This window comes from Flavobacterium sp. (assembly GCF_031411595.1).
Taxonomy (GTDB): Bacteria; Bacteroidota; Bacteroidia; order Flavobacteriales; family Flavobacteriaceae; genus Flavobacterium.
Genome location: NZ_JANOBI010000047.1, coordinates 73,123 through 92,175, shown reverse-complemented (window position 1 = coordinate 92,175; position 19,053 = coordinate 73,123). Strand labels below are relative to the sequence as shown.

The window sequence follows — 19,053 nt, the reverse complement described above, 5'->3', positions numbered from 1 at the left end:
CAAAAACTTACAACCTACAACCTATAACTCACAACAATTTATTACTTTCGCATCTCGATTTTAGAAAAGGATACCATGAGCACTAAATTTACAGAATACAAAGGACTTGACTTGCCTACTGTCGCCTCCGAAGTTCTTGATTTTTGGAAAAAAGAAACCATATTCGAAAAAAGCGTCACCACACGCGAAGGCAATACCCCATTTGTGTTTTTTGAAGGCCCGCCATCAGCCAATGGTTTGCCGGGAATTCACCACGTAATGGCACGCGCCATCAAAGATATTTTCTGTCGTTACAAAACCCAAAAAGGATTTCAAGTCAAACGCAAAGCCGGTTGGGACACACACGGTTTGCCGGTCGAGCTCGGAACAGAAAAAGAATTGGGCATCACCAAAGAAGACATAGGAAAGAAAATTTCGATTGAAGAGTACAACGAAGCTTGCAAGAAAACCGTCATGCGTTACACCGATGTGTGGAATGACTTGACCGAAAAAATGGGCTACTGGGTCGATATGGAAAACCCATACGTAACCTACAAATCCAAATACATGGAAAGCGTTTGGTGGCTTTTGAAACAAATCTACAATAAGGATTTGATGTACAAAGGCTACACAATTCAACCTTATTCGCCAAAAGCAGGAACAGGTTTGAGCTCGCACGAAGTTAACCAACCCGGAAGTTACCGCGATGTGACTGATACGACTGTCGTGGCGCAATTCAAAGCCAAATCGGAAACACTGCCTGAATTTTTAAAAGCTTTCGGAGAAATCCACATCCTCGCCTGGACAACCACACCTTGGACATTGCCGTCAAACACTGCTTTAACCGTTGGGCCAAAAATCGATTATGTTCTTGTTGAGACTTTCAACCAATATACATTCCATCACGCCAAAGTAATTCTGGCAAAAAATCTTGTTGCAAAACAATTCGGAAAACTATTCTTCGAAAGTCACGACACAGCCGATTTCGAAAATTTTGCCGATGGCGATAAAAAAATCCCATACAGAATTTTAGCTGAATGTAAAGGACATGATTTAGTTGGCATTCGATATGAGCAATTGCTACCTTTCGTATTGCCATACCAAAATCCCGAAAATGCATTCCGTGTAATATCAGGCGATTTCGTCACCACAGAAGACGGAACCGGGATCGTGCATACTGCGCCGACTTTCGGAGCCGATGATGCTAAAGTCGCGAAAGAAGCTATTCCTGAAGTGCCACCAATGTTGGTGTTAGACGAAAACGGAAACCCTGTTCCTTTGGTTGATTTGCAAGGAAAATTCACCTCACACATGGGCGAATACGCCGGAAAATATGTGAAAAATGAATATTACGACGAAGGCCAAGCACCCGAAAAATCGGTTGATGTTGAAATCGCCATCCGTTTAAAAGAAGAAAACAAAGCATTCAAAGTCGAGAAATACGTACACAGTTATCCACACAGTTGGAGAACCGACGAGCCGTTATTGTATTATCCGCTAGATTCATGGTTTATTGAAATCACAAAAGTGCGTGACCGCATGTTCGATTTAAACGAAACCATCAACTGGAAACCCAAAGCTACAGGCGAAGGACGTTTCGGAAACTGGCTTAAAAATGCCAACGACTGGAATTTATCGCGCTCAAGATATTGGGGAATTCCATTGCCAATCTGGAGAACCGAAGATCAAAAAGAAGAAATTCTAATTGGTTCAGTCGAAGAATTATACAACGAAATTGAAAAATCAATCGCGGCAGGTTTTCAAAAAGAAAATCCATTCAAAGCATTCCAAATCGGAAACATGTCGGAATCGAATTATGATTTGGTCGACCTTCATAAAAACGTAGTCGATCAAATTACGCTGGTTTCCGCTTCAGGAAAACCAATGAAACGCGAAGCCGACTTAATCGATGTTTGGTTCGATTCTGGAGCGATGCCTTATGCACAATGGCATTACCCATTCGAAAACCAAGACAAAATTGACGAGAATAAAGATTTTCCGGCCGATTTCATTGCTGAAGGTGTCGATCAAACTCGCGGTTGGTTCTATACGTTGCACGCGATAGGAACTTTGGTTTTTGATAAAGTGGCTTATAAAAATGTAGTTTCCAACGGTTTGGTACTCGACAAAAACGGACAAAAAATGTCGAAACGTTTGGGCAATGCGACCGATCCGTTTGAAACGATAAAAGAATACGGTCCGGATGCGACACGTTGGTATATGATCTCGAATGCGAATCCTTGGGACAATCTAAAATTCGACCTTGAAGGCATTGCTGAAGTGCGTCGTAAGTTCTTCGGAACGTTGTATAATACGTATTCATTTTTTGCGTTGTATGCGAACATCGATAATTTCAAATACACCGAAGCGGAAGTGCCTTTGAATGAAAGGCCAGAAATCGATCAGTGGATTATTTCAGAACTCAATACATTAATAAAAAATGTAGACAGTTATTACGCCGACTATGAACCTACAAAAGCTGCCCGTGCGATATCTGATTTTGTTCAAGAAAATCTGAGCAACTGGTATGTGCGTTTGTGTCGCCGCCGTTTCTGGAAAGGAGAGTATGCGCAAGATAAAATTGCAGCATATCAAACATTGTATACTTGTTTGATAACCATCAGCAAATTGGGTGCGCCGATTGCACCGTTCTACATGGACAAGCTTTACAGAGATTTGACACAATCAACAAAGTCAGAAAATTTTGACAGTGTTCACCTTGCGGAATTCCCCGTATACGTTGAAAACTTTGTTGATAAATCACTCGAGAGTAAAATGCAGAAAGCACAGACCATTTCATCACTCGTTTTATCGCTTAGAAAGAAAGAGATGATTAAGGTGCGTCAACCACTACAAAAGGTAATGATACCAGTGCTTGACAAGAATCAACGTGCTGAAATTGAAGCCATTTCGGACCTCATAAAAGCCGAAGTAAACGTCAAAGAAATTGAACTTTTAGACGATGCTTCAGGGATTTTAGTGAAGCAAATCAAGCCTAATTTCAAGACTTTAGGGCCGCGTTTTGGTAAAGATATGGGATTGATTTCCAAGCAAATACAAGTGTTTTCGCCGGAACAAATCAACCAATTGGACACACTCGGAATGTTAAATATTGTCATATCAGGAAATACTATAACTTTATCACAAGATGATGTAGAGATTTCCTCGCAAGATATTGAAGGTTGGTTGGTTGCGAACGCCAACGGAATTACCGTAGCACTCGACATCACAATCTCTGAGGAATTAAAACAAGAAGGCATGGCCAGAGAATTGGTCAATCGCATTCAAAACATCAGAAAAGATTCCGGTTTTGAAGTAACTGACAAGATTAAAGTACATTTGCAAAAAAATGACGAACTCGAAAAAGCGGTCAATGCAAATGTAACGTATATCAAATCCGAAACACTAACCGAAACGTTGGTTTTTGAAGCACAAATACCCAACGGAATCGACATCGAATTCGACGACATTAAAACAAGAATACTAATTACAAAATAACAAGATTATGGTAGATGAAATTGCAAGATACTCCGATAGCGATTTAGCGGAGTTCAAAGAGCTTATCCTAAAAAAAATTAACAAAGCACAATCGGATTTAGATTTAATCAAAAGTGCCTATATGAATGACTTAAACAACGGAACCGACGATACGTCACCAACCTTCAAAGCTTTTGAAGAAGGCAGTGAAACGATGTCGAAAGAAGCGAATTCACAGCTCGCCATCCGACAAGAAAAATTCATCCGCGATTTAAAAAACGCACTCTTCCGTGTAGAAAACAAAACCTACGGCGTTTGCAAAGTAACCGGAAAACTCATCAGCAAAGAACGCCTGATGATTGTGCCACACGCCACGATGAGCATCGAAGCCAAAAACATGCAACGATAAATAGCAATTGCCTTATAAAAAAACGCTCCAACCGGAGCGTTTTTTTTAGAAAATAGTATTATTTTTGGCGCATTAAAAACAAAAAAATGTCATTACGAAACGCATACTTCCTAATTTTCATCATCTTATTGGTAGATCAGGTTACCAAAATTTATATCAAGACCAATTTTGTACTCGGAGAAGAAGTCAACGTTTTCAGTTGGTTTAAAATCCTATTCATCGAAAACGAAGGAATGGCTTGGGGAACCGAAATTCCCGGTGCGTATGGCAAATTGTTTTTAACGCTTTTTAGATTGGTTGCTGTGTCCGCCATCGGTTATTGGTTGTGGGATTCCGTGCAGAAAAACAGTTCAACTTATCTTATTGTTGCCATTGCATTAATCCTCGCAGGCGCTTTCGGGAACATCATCGATTCGGTATTCTACGGTGTCATTTTCGACAACAGTCACAACCATTTGGCCACGCTATTTTCAGACAAACCATACGGAAAAGTCTTTCACGGAAAAGTGGTCGATATGCTCTATTTCCCAATCATAGACGGCAAGTTCCCACAATGGTTTCCAATATGGGGCGGCAACGATTTCAAGTTTTTCAACGCGATTTTCAATATCGCCGATATGGCTATTTCAACAGGCGTCGGAATTTTAATTGTCTTCAATAAGAAAGCTTTTCACAAGAATTAATATAACACGGATTTCAAAGATTTACACGGATTAATCTGTGCTAATCCGTGACTCGAGGCTTTAGCCGAACTGGCGAAGCAAATCCATGTTGCATTTTATTTATTTTTAGGAGCTATTTCCTGCTGTCCACTTTATCTTTTGCGCCGAAACCCGGCCCAAAAGGATGCTCGTTCCCATCAGGGCTAGGGCATCAAAACTTATAGATTGTTTTCGGTGTAATACAAAAATCCAATTTGATATCGCCTTCCCAAACACCATCAATCACCTCTTCGGACTCAAAGAACGACAACCCAATTTTAATCGTTTTCGGAGCACATTCCATCAAGAATTTATCGTAGAAACCTTTGCCGTAACCGACACGGTTTCCAAGTTTGTCAAACGCCAAAAGTGGCACAAACACGACATCAATTTTAGCAACAGGAACATCAAGTCCGTCAACTGGTTCTGAAATCCCATATTGATTCTTCTGGAATTTCGTCGAATCGGTCAACAAGAAATGCGTCATAACCATACCATCAAAATCACTTTTCGAAACGACAATTTCTTTGTCTTTGCCCGCCAATACATGCAGTATGAATTCTGTATCAACTTCCTTTTTCTCCACAATTGGCAAAAAAACATGAAAATACTTTTGCTCCCAAATCGGCATTTTCACCAATTGATTGGCGATTTCCAAACTCATTTCCTCGATGCTTTTTTCGGAAAGGGCGTTTCTCCATTGCTTGTATTTAATACGAAGTTCGGCTTTAGTCATGTTGTAAAAGTAAAATAAAAATCTCGCAAAGACGCAAAGTTTATCGCCATCCTTTTCTTTGCGCCTTCGCGTCTTTGCGAGCCAAACTTCCAGGTTTTTTGTATCAACTAATATCTTATTTTTGTACTGCTAATGCAACTTTAGAAATGGCCAACCCAACACTTGAACTTCAAATACAATCACTTCCAGACAATCCGGGCGTGTATCAGTATTACGATAAGGAAGACAAAATCCTGTATGTTGGTAAAGCCAAAAACCTCAAAAAAAGAGTGTCGTCTTATTTCAATAAAATTCACGATACCGCCAAAACCAACGTACTGGTCAAGAAAATTGTAACCATCAAACACATCGTGGTTCCAACCGAATCCGATGCGTTGTTACTAGAAAACAATTTAATAAAAAAACTGCAACCGCGTTATAATGTGCTGTTGCGCGATGATAAAACTTATCCGTGGCTGTGTATTAAAAAAGAACCTTTCCCGCGTGTATTTTCAACACGAAGAATGATTAAAGACGGCTCGGAATATTTTGGCCCATATACGAGTTTCAAAACGGTTTGGACGATTCTAGATTTAATCAAAGAATTGTATCCACGGCGAACTTGCAATTATGATCTCAATGAAAACAACATCAAAAACCACAAGTTTAAAGTTTGTTTAGAATATCACATAGGCAATTGCAAAGGCCCGTGTGAAGGATTTGAAACAGCAGAAAATTACAATAAGCAAGTGGATGCGATTCGTGAAATTCTCAAAGGAAATTTTAAAGAAAGCCTCAAAGAGTTCAAAAAGAAAATGAGTGAACTCGCAGCCAATATGCAATTCGAAGAAGCGCAAATCATCAAAGAAAAAATAGAAGTGCTTGAGAATTATCAATCGCGATCTACCATCATCAATCCGAAAATCACCAACATTGATGTGTTCTCCATTGTTTCGGATGAAGGCGCTGCTTATGTCAATTTTTTGCAAATTGCTCATGGTTCCATCATTCGTTCCTACACGATGGAAATCAAAAAGAAACTTGACGAAACCGATGAAGAACTTCTGGAACTCGCCATTGTCGAATTGCGCGAAAGATTCCATTTATTATCCAAAGAAATTATTGTTCCGTTTCCTGTTGTTGTTGGTGAAAACATCAAAGTCACCGTACCGCAACTTGGCGACAAAAAGCAGATATTAGACTTATCGATTCGCAACGCCAAATTTCAAAGAATCGAACAACTCAAACAATTGCAAATCGTAGATCCGGATCGCCATACCAAACGGATTATGGCACAAATGCAGAAAGATTTAAGGTTGTCAACAGAGCCACGTCATATCGAATGTTTCGACAACTCGAACATTCAAGGAACGAATCCTGTTGCGGCTTGTGTTGTATTTAAAGACGGAAAACCAAGTAAAAAAGATTACCGCCATTTCAACATCAAAACGGTGGTTGGTCCCGATGATTTTGCTTCGATGGAAGAAGTGGTTTTCAGACGTTACAAACGCATGCTCGACGAAAACCAATCGTTGCCGCAACTCATTATTATTGATGGTGGAAAAGGACAATTGTCATCCGCTTTGAAAAGTATCGATGCTTTAGGATTGCGCGGAAAAATCGCTATTGTAGGCATTGCCAAACGTTTGGAAGAATTATATTATCCTGGCGATTCAGCTCCGTTATACCTCGATAAAAAATCAGAAACTTTAAAAGTCATCCAATATTTGCGCAACGAAGCACACCGTTTCGGCATTACTTTCCACCGTGACAAACGCAGTAAATCCGCATTAAATTCATCGATAGAAACCATTCCGGGTATCGGAGAAAAAACCATGCTTGCGTTGATTCAGCATTTCAAAAGCGTTAAAAGATTAAAATTGGCCACTGAAAACGAAATTTCTGCTGTCGTTGGTGTTTCAAAAGCCAAAAAAATTACCGACTTTTACAAAACATCTAATCCGTAAAGGCTTCATGAAAAAAATGGCTTTGCTGCTTTTGGCATTTTTTACGATACTTAACGTTTATTCACAAGAACAAAAAAAACCCAAAATAGGATTGGTTCTTAGTGGTGGTGGCGCTAAAGGGTTTGCGCATATCGGGGTATTAAAAGTACTAGAGCAAGCCGGTGTTAAGATTGATTATATCGGTGGAACCAGTATGGGTGCGGTTGTTGGCGGTTTGTATGCTTCGGGATATAGTGCACATCAAATCGATTCTATTTTTAGAGCCACTGATTTCGATGCGTTGCTGAGTGATTATACACCGCGATCTTCCAAAACGTTTTATGAAAAAAGAAATGACGAAATGTATGCGTTTACTTTGCCATTCAAAAAAATGAAAGTTGGCATTCCAACGGCTTTGTCTAAAGGAATGTACAATTATAATTTATTGAACCGATTGACATATAATGTGCGTCATGTGCGTGATTTTAACCAACTTCCTATTCCGTTTTTGTGTATGGCCACCGATATCGAAACCGGCGAAGAAGTATTGTTGAATAAAGGTTATTTGGCCGAAGCGATGTTGGCCAGCGGTGCTTTTCCTACGCTGTTTTCTCCTGTTGAAATCAATGGACGATTGCTTGTTGATGGCGGAGTTACCAATAATTTTCCCGTAGATGAAATCAAGAAAATGGGCGCCGATATCATTATTGGAGTTGATGTGCAAGACGATTTGAAAGACCGCAAATCATTGAAAGATGCGACGAAAATTTTGGTTCAGATTTCGAATCTTCAAATGATTGAAAAAATGAAAGAAAAACGGAAACAGACCGACATTTATATCAAACCAGACATTTCGGATTATAGCGTTATTTCTTTTGATGATGGACAAGAAATCATCAAAAAAGGCGAAGAAGCGGCGTTTGCAATGTATGAAAAAATCAAAGTGTTGGGTGATTCAACTCAAGTCAGAAAAAATCATATATATTCTGAGAAAGCCGATAGTTTGAAGATTAAAAACATCAACATCAATACTTTAAAAAATTATACACGAGCTTATGTTATTGGAAAATTGAGATTCAAGCAAAATACCGATATTACCTATAATGACATTAAAATTGGAATGGATAATATTATGGCAACGCAAAATTTTAGCGCCATCAATTATTCGTTGGAAAAGAATAACGATAAAGATGATTTGGTCATTAATCTCACTGAAAATTCAACCAAAACATTTGTGAAGTTTTCTTTGCATTACGATGGATTATACAAAAGCGGCATTTTGCTCAATGCAACACATAAGAAAACTTTTTTCAGAAATGATGTGACTTCATTGGATGTTATTTTAGGCGATAATTTGCGGTATAATTTAGATTATTATGTTGATAATGGTTTTTATTGGAGCTTCGGATTCCGGTCTAAATTCAATAAATTCAATCGAAATGTATTAACTGATTTTAGCAATGGCGAGTTATTCGACGAACTTGGAATACGATCGATCAACATCGATTTTGCAGACTTGACCAATCAGGCGTATTTTCAAACCATTTTCATCCAAAAGTTTTTAATTGGCGGCGGTATCGAACATCAGTTTTTAAGTATCAAATCAAAAACCGTTGAGAGTAGTGCTCCCGATTTTGAAAAAAGCAATTACGGAAGCGTATTCGGATATGTCAAGTATGATGATTTAGACAATAAGTATTTTCCAAAAAGAGGTTGGTACTTTTTTGGCGATTATCAAAACTATTTGTATTCGACCGATTATACGCATGAGTTCAAACCCTTTTCTATTGTGAAAGGCGATATTGGATTCGCACAAACGTTATTTAAAAAAACCACCATAAAAGTACAATCCGAAATGGGTTTTGCTTTAGGTGAAGAGAGTGTGCATTTTTTTGATTTTGTACTTGGCGGCTACGGTTTTGTGCCGCTCAATAATTTTAAACCGTTTTATGGCTATGATTTTTTAAGCCTTAATGGCGACAGTTATATCAAGAGTAGTATTACGGTTGATTACGAGATATTCAAAAAAAACCACATCAATCTTTCGGCGAATTATGCCAATATTGAAGACCATCTTTTTGATACCTCGAGATGGATTTCTCAAGTAAAGTATACTGGTTATGCTGTGGGTTATGGGATCGAATCTATCCTCGGACCGGCTGAGTTTAAGTATTCGTGGTCGCCAGAATTAGGCAAAGGATTCGCTTGGTTTAGCGTCGGATTTTGGTTCTAAGAAAAGGACACGCTAAATTTTATGTTTGATGTTATCGAAAAAATAATATATTTGAAACCACATAACCATTTAAAAGAACCACCATGTCTATTTGGAAGAAAAAATCTTTAACACAATTATTAAGTGAAGCGTCAGAGTCCGAAAAAGGATTGAAACGAACCTTAACCGCTTGGTCATTGATCGCCTTAGGAATTGGAGCCATTATCGGAGCTGGTCTTTTCGTTAGAACCGCTACGGCAGCAGCTCAAAATGCCGGACCATCAGTGACGATTGGTTTTATAGTAGCAGCCATTGGTTGCGCTTTGGCAGGATTATGTTATGCTGAATTATCATCCTCCATTCCAATTTCAGGTAGTGCTTATACCTATACTTACGCCACGATGGGCGAATTACTCGCTTGGATTATCGGTTGGGATTTGATTTTAGAATATGCCGTTGGTGCCGCTACGGTTGGAATTGCTTGGAGTGAATATCTGAACAATCTGCTGGTCAATGTGCTCCATGTGAGCCCCATTCCTTATTCGTTGTGTCACTCGCCATTTCAAACCTCTGATTTAGGAGAACACGGAATCATGAATCTACCGGCTTTATTTATTGTAGCCGTGATTAGTTTGTTATTAATTAAAGGAACACAAGAATCCGCTTTTGTAAACGGATTAATCGTTGTTGTGAAAGTAGCCATCGTAGTATTGATCATTGTTCTAGGCTGGCATTTTATAAACCCTGCAAACCACACACCTTATATTCCTCAAGATTCTGTTTTTACTGACGAGCATGGTGTCGGACATCATTTCGGAGGCATTATGGGAATTCTTGGCGCTGCAGGAACTGTATTTTTTGCCTTCATAGGATTTGATGCCGTGAGTACGGCGGCTCAAGAAACTAAAAATCCAAAGCGTGATATGCCGATTGGTATATTAGGTTCATTGGCAATCTGTACAGTTTTGTATATTTTGTTTGCACACGTTTTAACCGGACTAGAATCGGTTGAGTTTTTCAGAACTGGAGGAAAAGAAGCTTCAGTAGCCAATGCCATTACATCATCAATGGGGCCATCATTCCAATGGTTGGCTCAGTTTGTAACGGTTGCTATTTTATTCGGATTTACTTCAGTAATTCTGGTGATGTTGTTAGGTCAATCGCGTGTTTTTTACTCGATGGGTAAAGACGGATTGTTGCCAAAAGCATTTGGAGATTTACATCCTAAATACAAAACGCCATACAAAGCAAACCTTGCTATTTTAGTAATTGTAGGTTTGTTTGCAGCGTTTATCCCTGGAGATATCGTTGGCGATATGACCAGTATCGGAACACTTTTCGCCTTCATCTTAGTATGTTTCTCAGTAATCGTATTGAGAAAAACAGAACCGGATATGAAGCGCGAATTCAAAACACCATTCGTTCCTTTGGTTCCAATTTTAGGAATCGTAGTTTGCTTAGCCATGATTTACGGACTAGGCTGGACCAACTGGTTGCGACTCATCGTTTGGTTGGCCATAGGATTGGTTATTTATTTTACCTACAGTAGGAAAAATAGCAAGCTCAATAATCCGGATAAATAATTAGGATTCATTAAATATAAATAGGCATTGAAGCAAGTTTTTCAATGCCTTTTTTGCGTTTATAAATATTTCAAAAGAAACCTTTCCAAATGATTTTTTTCCGATATTTGTTACTATGAAAACAACGTGGATAGGTTTATTAACGCACCTCAAATTCCTAATCAAAAGGAATCCTGAATGACCTTTAATTATTAATTAGCTACGCTCAGTTCTGCTTAAGCCTCGAGTGTGAATTATTAATTATTAATTAAAAAACTTATGCCAATATATCATAAACTAGGAAACTTCCCTCAAAAGCGTCACACGCAGTTCGAGAAACCCAACGGCGGTTTATACTACGAACAGCTTTTCGGAACCGAAGGATTTCACGGACATTCTTCACTTTTATACCACGTGCATCGCCCGACACAAGTCAAAGAAATTATAAAATCGTATTCAGTCGAGCCCAAAATCGCTATCGGGAAAAACATCAAATCGCTATTGTTAAAAGGATTTGAATTGCAGCCACAAGCCGATTTTCTAGATAGCAGAAAACCTATGCTTGTCAATAAAGATTGTACGATTGGATTGGCAGCACCACAACAATCATTAACGTCATATTTCTACAAAAACGCTGATGCCGATGAACTCATTTTCATCCACAAAGGCAAAGGAAAACTGCGAACGATGCTCGGTAATATCCCATTCGAATACGGTGATTATCTAATCATTCCGCGCGGTATGATTTACCAAATCGAATTCGAAACTTCAGAAAATCGACTGTTCTATGTAGAATCTTTCTCACCATTCTACACCCCAAAACGCTACAAAAACGAATCAGGTCAACACTTAGAACATTCACCATTTTGTGAGCGCGATTTCAAATTGCCAACCGAATTAGAAACACACGACGAAAAAGGCGATTTCCTGATTAAAGTTAAAAAGGAAGGCATGATCCACGAAATGATATACGCCACACATCCATTCGATGTTGTGGGTTGGGACGGCTACAATTTTCCTTATGCATTCAGTATTCATAATTTCGAACCGATTACAGGACGCGTACACCAACCGCCGCCAGTGCATCAAACATTCGAAACCGCCACGTTCGTAGTGTGCTCGTTCTGCCCGCGTTTATACGATTACCACCCGAAAGCAATTCCGGCACCATACAACCACAGCAATATCGACAGCGATGAGGTTTTATATTACGTCGATGGCGATTTCATGAGCCGAAATAATATCGAACAAGGTCATATCACCTTGCACCCGAAAGGCATCCCACACGGACCGGCACCAGGTGCTATGGAGCGAAGTATAGGCCATAAAGAAACCCAAGAATTAGCGGTCATGGTCGATACGTTTAGACCACTAATGGTCACCGAAGAAGCCATGGGATTAGATGATGGAAAATACTATAAATCTTGGTTGGAATAATTTTACTGCGTCAGTTCGCTGTCGCTCGGGTCAGGAGCTAATCCTGCTATACGCTATAATCTTTTGTGCTGAACGCCAGCACAAAAGGATAACCGCTACTATCACGGCTAGGGCTTTAGAATAATAACAACACTTTACAACAAATAAAAATCCGCGTAAATCTGACCAATTCGCATCATCCGCGCTCCAAAGCAGTTTACATTAAAAAATAAAAATCATGTCAAAACAAGTCACCTCCGTAGACTACGGACTCGAAAAAATATTCGAAGGCGCACAAGATTTCCTGCCATTAATGGGAACAGATTACGTAGAATTCTACGTAGGAAATGCCAAACAAGCCGCCCATTTCTATAAAACCGCATTCGGATTCCAATCGTTAGCGTATTCCGGTTTAGAAACCGGCGTGCGAGACAGAGCCTCTTATGTGTTGAAACAAGACAAAATCCGATTGGTCCTAACCACCGCATTAAACAGCGATTCAGCAATCGGAGAGCATGTCAAAAAGCACGGTGACGGTGTAAAAGTAGTTGCGCTTTGGGTAGAAGATGCTAGAAAATCATTTGAAGAAACTACAAAACGCGGCGCAAAAGTGTTTATGGAACCCGTCGTAGAAAAAGATGAATTCGGAGAAGTTGTTCGTGCCGGAATCTATACTTATGGCGAAACCGTTCACATGTTCGTCGAGCGCAAAAACTACAATGGTACTTTCTTACCGGGTTACGTAGAATGGAAATCAGACTACAACCCGGAACCGGTTGGTTTAAAATACATCGATCATATGGTCGGCAATGTCGGTTGGAATCAAATGAATACTTGGGTAAAATGGTACGAAGACGTTATGGGATTCGTCAATTTTCTTTCGTTCGATGACAAACAAATCCATACAGAATATTCTGCGCTGATGAGCAAAGTAATGAGCAACGGAAACGGAAGAATCAAATTTCCAATCAACGAACCAGCCAAAGGAAACAAACGCTCACAAATAGAAGAATATTTAGATTTTTATGAAGGTTCCGGCGTGCAACACATCGCGATTGCTACTGACGATATTATAACAACAGTAACGCAATTGCGACAACGTGGCATAGAATTTCTGTCAGCTCCGCCAAAAACATATTATGAAGATATTCCAAACCGATTGGGCGAACACATGAAAATGATGCACGAAGATTTAAACGCTATAGAAAAATTAGCCATTATGGTCGATGCCGATGAAGACGGTTATTTATTGCAGATTTTCACCAAACCTGTTGAAGACAGACCAACATTGTTCTTCGAAATCATACAAAGAATGGGCGCTAAAGGATTTGGAGCAGGAAACTTTAAAGCACTTTTCGAATCTATCGAAAGAGAACAAGAAAAACGAGGAACTCTTTAATAAAAACATAAAATTATTAAGAAATCTCTATTATGCAACGTTGTAGGTATATGTTTTTTGAACATATCGTGTTAAAGTTGATTTTAAATCAAGAATATGTCAAAAACGGCAGTATCTTTGTGCCAACAAAAACGAAAGGAGTGGTTTCCGGAAGTTTTTCTATAAATTTTTTATAATTTATAGTTTTTGGTTGGTTAATAGCATAAAAACTCAGTCATTATTTGACTGGGTTTTTTTGTTTTAATACATTTGGAACAGATATTGAGTTCCAGACGGAAATCAATTCAAAAAAAAGATGAAAAGAGTCATAGCATTTGTATTAATTATATCAACTTTCGGATTTAGTTCTCAAAAAGAAAGAGCCTTTGATGTAGGAGAATGGTTTAAATTCAGAATTCACTATGGTCTAATCAACGCTGGTTATGCCACACTTGAGGTGAATGAAGCCGTGCGGAATAATAAAAAAGTTTACCATGCGATAGGTAAAGGTTACACCACTGGAATGTCAAGATTTTTTTTCAAAGTAGATGATATCTACGAAAGTTATTTCGATAAAGAAACCGGAAACCCATACCAATTCGTCAGAAAAATAGACGAAGGTGGTTACAAAAAAAATCAAGAAGGGTTTTTCAATCAAACCAGTAATAAAGTCTTGGTCAAAGATTATAAAAACGATACAGAAAAAACCATGGTCGTTAGCGATAACATCCAAGATATGGTATCTACGTTTTATTATTTAAGAAATCATCCAACCATTGATAAATTAAAAGTAGGCGAATCTATTGTTGTCGATATGTTTTTTGATGATGAAACCACAAAATTCAAATTGAAATTTCTCGGATATGAAGATATAGATACCAAATTCGGAATTGTACCAACCATGATTTTTAGACCATTAGTACAATCAGGCAGGGTTTTTAAAGAAGAAGAAAGCTTAACGGTTTGGATTTCAAATGACGACAATAAACTACCGATTCGTATCAAAGCCAGCTTGGCAGTTGGTTCTATAAAAGCCGATTTAGACGCGTTTAAAGGTTTAAAATATTCTTTTAAAGTAAAAGTAAAATCTTAATGGAAATCACCAACAATACAAAAGAAATTTTAGAAAATTTAGAACAGAAATTTCAAGACATCAATCAAAAAACTGAAACCCATTTAGAAGGTTTAATTTGGGCAAAACCCATTACTTATTGGGATTATATCCAAACCGATGCGCTGCTTAATTTACAAACGCAAAGAACCACATTACCCGACGAAATGGTATTTATCATGTACCATCAAGTGAATGAATTGCTTTTCAAAATGATTCTTTGGGAAATCAACCAAATTACCAACCATCAAAAACCACAAACCGATTTTTTTACGGAAAGATTAATGCGCATCAGCCGTTATTTCGACATGCTCACACAATCATTCGATATCATGGGCGACGGCATGGAAGTGGCGCAATATATGAAATTCAGAAACACGCTAACACCAGCCAGTGGTTTTCAAAGCGCACAATACCGACTCATAGAATTTGCGTCAACTGATTTAATCAACCTAATTGATTATCGATTCCGTGCCACCATCGACAGAAATACACCTTACGAACATGCTTTCGAACATTTGTATTGGCAGGCCGCAGGAAAAGACCACCACACAGGCGAAAAATCATTTCTGATTTTAGAGTTCGAACGCAAATACAAAGCTTTATTTTTAAGAGAAATGGAACAATACAACACCATCAATCTTTGGCAAAAATTCAAGCAACTTCCGGAATCCGATCAGAAAAATCCCGAACTCATCAAAGCCATGCGCCATTACGATCACACGGTCAATATTACGTGGGTCATGGGCCATCTAAATGCCGCCAGAAAATATATCGATAGCGGACAAGGCAGCGGAGAAGCCACCGGCGGAAGCGATTGGAAAAAATACATGCACCCAAAATACCAAAGAAGAATTTTCTTTCCAGAACTATGGACAGCAGAAGAATTAAAAAACTGGGGAGCAGAATAATCATCGCACAAAATCAAAAAACTTTGAAAAAAGTAATCGCATTAACAATCGTTTTGTTGGTATTGTTTTCCTGTAAAAATCAGGAAGATAATGTCATCTATACCGAAACCCAACCCATTCCCATCGTTGAGCAATTCGGATTTAAATACAACGATTTTAATGTATTAAACGACACTGTTCAAAAAGGTGATACTTTCGGAAGTCTACTCGACAAACAAAATCTAGGAGATCAAAAAGTATACGACATCATCGAAAAAGTCAAAGACAGCTTCGATGTCAGAATGATGCGCATCGGAAAACCATTCACGCTTTTCAGATCCAAAGACCGCAAAAAGAAATTGCAAGCATTCGTCTATCAACCCGACAGAGGAACGTATTATGTAATCGATTTCAGAGATTCCGTACAGGTATTCAAAAAAATCCGCCCTATAAAAATCAAACAAAGAACAATCGCAGGAAGCCTCGACGGTTCGCTGTCTGAAGCCATACAAAAGCAAGGCGTAGATGTTTCATTAGCCAGTAAAATCACCAAAATCTACGCTTGGTCAATCGACTTTTTCAAACTCAAAAAAGGCGATAAATTCGGAATCACGTTCACAGAACGTTTCATAGACGATACGATTTACGATGGCGTCGACAGCCTTAAAGCCGCGTTTTTCGAATACAAAGGCAAAACCATCTACGCCTTTCCATTCGAGCAAAATGAAGGCTCCGGAAAGTTAGATTACTTCGATGACGAAGGCAAGGCACTCAAGAATTTCTTCCTCAAAGCGCCACTCAAATACGTCAATATTACGTCGCATTTCACCAAAAACAGATTCCATCCCGTACAGCTGATTTGGAAAGCCCACAAAGGAACCGATTATGCGGCACCAACCGGAACACCTATCATGACGACAGCTTCAGGCATTGTCGAGCAAACCGGATTTACAGCAGGAAACGGAAATTTCGTTAAAGTCAAACACGACCGAACCTATTCTACGCAATACCTGCACATGTCCAAAATTTTGGCGCGTCGAGGACAACGTGTTAATCAAGGTGATATCATCGGAAAAGTAGGAAGCACAGGACTTGCTACGGGCCCACATGTGTGCTACAGGTTTTGGAAAAACGGCGTGCAAGTCGATGCGCTCAAACTAAAACTTCCCAATTCCGAACCGATGGACAAACGCAATCTTCCTAGATTCTTAAAGCAAATGCAACCATTGAAACGCGAATTGGACAGCGTGGCAAGTTTGAAATATAAAAAGTAAAATTTTTAGGAGCTATTTCCCGCTATCCACTCTCAATTTTTTGCGCCGAACGCCGGCGCAAAAAGATTTCCACTACTATCGGGGCTAGGCATTGACTCTAAGATTGTAAGACTGTATGATTTTAAGACACGCCATCTTATAGTCTTACAATCTTACAATCCATTTAAAAATCTGCGTAAATCATTACAATCAGCACCATCCGCGTTCCATAACTTTATTATCTTTGCAATTCAATCCCATAGCTTCGGGACAAACCAAAATCAGAAAAGAATGGCCTTACAAAACACCAATCCAACCCAAACAAAATCTTGGCAAAACTTAGCCACACATTTCAAATCGATGCAACACAATTCCATCAAAGAAATGTTTCAAAAAGATAGCAATAGAGCCGCACAATTTCACATCCAATGGAACGACTTTCTTGTCGATTTCTCTAAAAACAATATCACTTCAGAAACCATGCGTTTGCTTATCGAATTGGCGAATGATGCACAACTAAAAGACGCGATTTCAAAATATTTCAACGGCGACAACATCAACCAAACAGAAAACAGAGCCGTGTTACATACTGCTTTACGTTCACCGGAATCTGCTAATATAAAAGTAGACGGTGTCAACGTGATGCCCGAAGTTTTCGAAGCCAAAAATAAAATCAAAAACTTCACGAGCGAAATCGTAAACGGTGTAAGAAAAGGATATACAGGCAAAGCATTCACCGATATCGTCAACATCGGAATTGGCGGATCAGATCTAGGGCCGGCCATGGTTGTCGAAGCATTACAATTCTATAAAAACCATCTCAACGTTCATTTCGTTTCTAATGTAGATGGCGATCATGTCAATGAAATTATTAAAAAACTAAACCCGGAAACCACACTTTTTGTGATTGTTTCCAAAACATTCACCACACAGGAAACCTTAACCAATTCCGAAACCATTCGAAGCTGGTTTTTGCAATCTGCAAAACAAGAAGATGTGGCGAAACATTTTGTGGCGGTTTCCACAAACCTAAAAAACGTAACCGCATTCGGCATCGATGCTAATAATGTTTTTCCAATGTGGGATTGGGTTGGCGGAAGATTTTCATTGTGGAGCGCTGTGGGATTATCAATCAGTTTGGCAGTCGGATTCGACAATTTCGACAAGTTATTAAAAGGAGCCAATCAAATGGACAACCATTTCAAATCGGCTGATTTCGACAAAAATATTCCAGTGGTTTTGGCGCTATTAAGCATTTGGTACAACAACTTTTTTGGAGCCGAAAGCGAAGCCTTAATTCCATACACACAATACTTGCAAAAGCTTGCACCCTACCTTCAACAAGGCATTATGGAAAGCAACGGGAAAAGTGTCGACCGTGATGGCAAAACTGTAAATTATCAAACCGGAACCATTATTTGGGGCGAACCCGGAACGAATTCGCAACATGCTTTTTTCCAATTGATTCACCAAGGAACGAAATTAATTCCGACAGATTTTATAGGTTATGTTGAGCCGTTATATGGCAATCAAGACCATCACGACAAATTGATGTCGAATTTCTTTGCGCAAACCGAAGCGTTATTAAACGGAAAAACCCAAGAGCAAGTCCAATCAGAATTCGACAAACAAAATGTGGCTCACGAAACCGCAGATTTTTTAAAGCCATTTAAAGTATTCACAGGAAACAAACCAACCAATACTTTATTAATTCAAAAGCTAACACCCGAAAGTTTAGGAGCTTTGGTTGCACTGTACGAACACAAAATATTCGTACAAGGCGTCATTTGGAATATCTTCAGTTATGACCAATGGGGCGTTGAATTAGGGAAGCAATTGGCCAATTCGATATTGGGTGAAATCAATACCAAAACGGTCAAAAGCCATGACAGTTCTACGGAGTTTTTATTGAAGCATTTTTTAAAAAACAAATAATTTTATCCAAAAAGCCTTACTGAAAAGTGAGGTTTTTTTATACTTTTTTGTGTATATTTGAAATTCAAA

13 protein-coding genes are annotated in these 19,053 nt (G+C 38.9%); 12 read left to right on the top strand and 1 reads right to left on the bottom strand.

The window, feature by feature from the left end:
* Positions 1–75 precede the first annotated feature (75 nt).
* From ileS to RMO03_RS11410, 3 genes are all read left to right on the top strand, one after another.
* Positions 76–3,477: an isoleucine--tRNA ligase gene (ileS, locus tag RMO03_RS11420; RefSeq protein ID WP_309642232.1), complete on the top strand. Its 3,402-nt coding sequence runs from the start codon at positions 76–78 to the stop codon at positions 3,475–3,477.
* A 7-nt stretch (positions 3,478–3,484) separates the two neighbouring features.
* A complete protein-coding gene (locus RMO03_RS11415) occupies positions 3,485–3,865 on the top strand; it encodes a TraR/DksA C4-type zinc finger protein (RefSeq protein ID WP_309642231.1) in 381 nt (126 codons plus the stop codon).
* 86 nt (positions 3,866–3,951) lie between these two features.
* Complete coding sequence (locus RMO03_RS11410; RefSeq protein ID WP_309642230.1) at positions 3,952–4,548, top strand: lipoprotein signal peptidase; 597 nt, start codon at positions 3,952–3,954, stop codon at positions 4,546–4,548.
* A 190-nt stretch (positions 4,549–4,738) separates the two neighbouring features.
* Here RMO03_RS11410 and RMO03_RS11405 read toward each other — a convergent pair whose 3' ends face one another.
* A complete protein-coding gene (locus tag RMO03_RS11405; protein WP_309642229.1) occupies positions 4,739–5,302 on the bottom strand; it encodes a 5-formyltetrahydrofolate cyclo-ligase in 564 nt (187 codons plus the stop codon).
* Positions 5,303–5,448: 146 nt separating this feature from the next.
* Here RMO03_RS11405 and uvrC point away from each other — a divergent pair, with 146 nt between their 5' ends.
* From uvrC to pgi, 9 genes are all read left to right on the top strand, one after another.
* A complete protein-coding gene (gene uvrC, locus RMO03_RS11400) occupies positions 5,449–7,248 on the top strand; it encodes an excinuclease ABC subunit UvrC (RefSeq protein ID WP_309642274.1) in 1,800 nt (599 codons plus the stop codon).
* 7 nt (positions 7,249–7,255) lie between these two features.
* Positions 7,256–9,460, top strand: a complete 2,205-nt coding sequence (locus RMO03_RS11395; RefSeq protein ID WP_309642228.1) for a patatin-like phospholipase family protein — start codon at positions 7,256–7,258, stop codon at positions 9,458–9,460.
* Positions 9,461–9,543: 83 nt separating this feature from the next.
* Positions 9,544–11,022 carry an amino acid permease gene (locus tag RMO03_RS11390; RefSeq protein ID WP_309642227.1) on the top strand — a complete coding sequence of 493 codons (1,479 nt, stop codon included), beginning with the start codon at positions 9,544–9,546 and terminating at the stop codon, positions 11,020–11,022.
* Between the two features lie 258 nt (positions 11,023–11,280).
* Positions 11,281–12,438 carry a homogentisate 1,2-dioxygenase gene (locus RMO03_RS11385; RefSeq protein WP_309642226.1) on the top strand — a complete coding sequence of 386 codons (1,158 nt, stop codon included), beginning with the start codon at positions 11,281–11,283 and terminating at the stop codon, positions 12,436–12,438.
* A 217-nt stretch (positions 12,439–12,655) separates the two neighbouring features.
* Positions 12,656–13,816 (top strand): 4-hydroxyphenylpyruvate dioxygenase, encoded by a 1,161-nt coding sequence (gene hppD / locus RMO03_RS11380; protein WP_309642225.1) that lies wholly within the window; start codon positions 12,656–12,658, stop codon positions 13,814–13,816.
* A 295-nt stretch (positions 13,817–14,111) separates the two neighbouring features.
* On the top strand, positions 14,112–14,888 hold the full coding sequence (locus RMO03_RS11375) for a DUF3108 domain-containing protein (protein ID WP_309642224.1): 777 nt from the start codon (positions 14,112–14,114) through the stop codon (positions 14,886–14,888).
* On the top strand, positions 14,888–15,817 hold the full coding sequence (locus RMO03_RS11370; protein WP_309642223.1) for a tryptophan 2,3-dioxygenase family protein: 930 nt from the start codon (positions 14,888–14,890) through the stop codon (positions 15,815–15,817). Before RMO03_RS11375 ends, RMO03_RS11370 begins: the two co-directional genes overlap by 1 nt.
* A gap of 23 nt (positions 15,818–15,840) precedes the next feature.
* Complete coding sequence (locus RMO03_RS11365; protein ID WP_309642222.1) at positions 15,841–17,070, top strand: peptidoglycan DD-metalloendopeptidase family protein; 1,230 nt, start codon at positions 15,841–15,843, stop codon at positions 17,068–17,070.
* Positions 17,071–17,340: 270 nt separating this feature from the next.
* The gene (pgi, locus tag RMO03_RS11360; RefSeq protein WP_309642221.1) at positions 17,341–18,984 is read left to right on the top strand and encodes a glucose-6-phosphate isomerase; all 1,644 of its coding nucleotides are present in this window, start codon (positions 17,341–17,343) and stop codon (positions 18,982–18,984) included.
* Positions 18,985–19,053 lie beyond the last annotated feature (69 nt).

Coding starts and splice junctions, on each gene's coding strand:
- RMO03_RS11405 (WP_309642229.1), bottom strand. CDS start 5,302: ATGACTAAAGCCGAACTTCGTATTAAATACAAGCAATGGAGAAACGCC.
- RMO03_RS11370 (WP_309642223.1), top strand. CDS start 14,888: ATGGAAATCACCAACAATACAAAAGAAATTTTAGAAAATTTAGAACAG.
- RMO03_RS11395 (WP_309642228.1), top strand. CDS start 7,256: ATGAAAAAAATGGCTTTGCTGCTTTTGGCATTTTTTACGATACTTAAC.
- RMO03_RS11410 (WP_309642230.1), top strand. CDS start 3,952: ATGTCATTACGAAACGCATACTTCCTAATTTTCATCATCTTATTGGTA.
- RMO03_RS11375 (WP_309642224.1), top strand. CDS start 14,112: ATGAAAAGAGTCATAGCATTTGTATTAATTATATCAACTTTCGGATTT.
- RMO03_RS11385 (WP_309642226.1), top strand. CDS start 11,281: ATGCCAATATATCATAAACTAGGAAACTTCCCTCAAAAGCGTCACACG.
- ileS (WP_309642232.1), top strand. CDS start 76: ATGAGCACTAAATTTACAGAATACAAAGGACTTGACTTGCCTACTGTC.
- uvrC (WP_309642274.1), top strand. CDS start 5,449: ATGGCCAACCCAACACTTGAACTTCAAATACAATCACTTCCAGACAAT.
- pgi (WP_309642221.1), top strand. CDS start 17,341: ATGGCCTTACAAAACACCAATCCAACCCAAACAAAATCTTGGCAAAAC.
- RMO03_RS11415 (WP_309642231.1), top strand. CDS start 3,485: ATGGTAGATGAAATTGCAAGATACTCCGATAGCGATTTAGCGGAGTTC.
- hppD (WP_309642225.1), top strand. CDS start 12,656: ATGTCAAAACAAGTCACCTCCGTAGACTACGGACTCGAAAAAATATTC.
- RMO03_RS11390 (WP_309642227.1), top strand. CDS start 9,544: ATGTCTATTTGGAAGAAAAAATCTTTAACACAATTATTAAGTGAAGCG.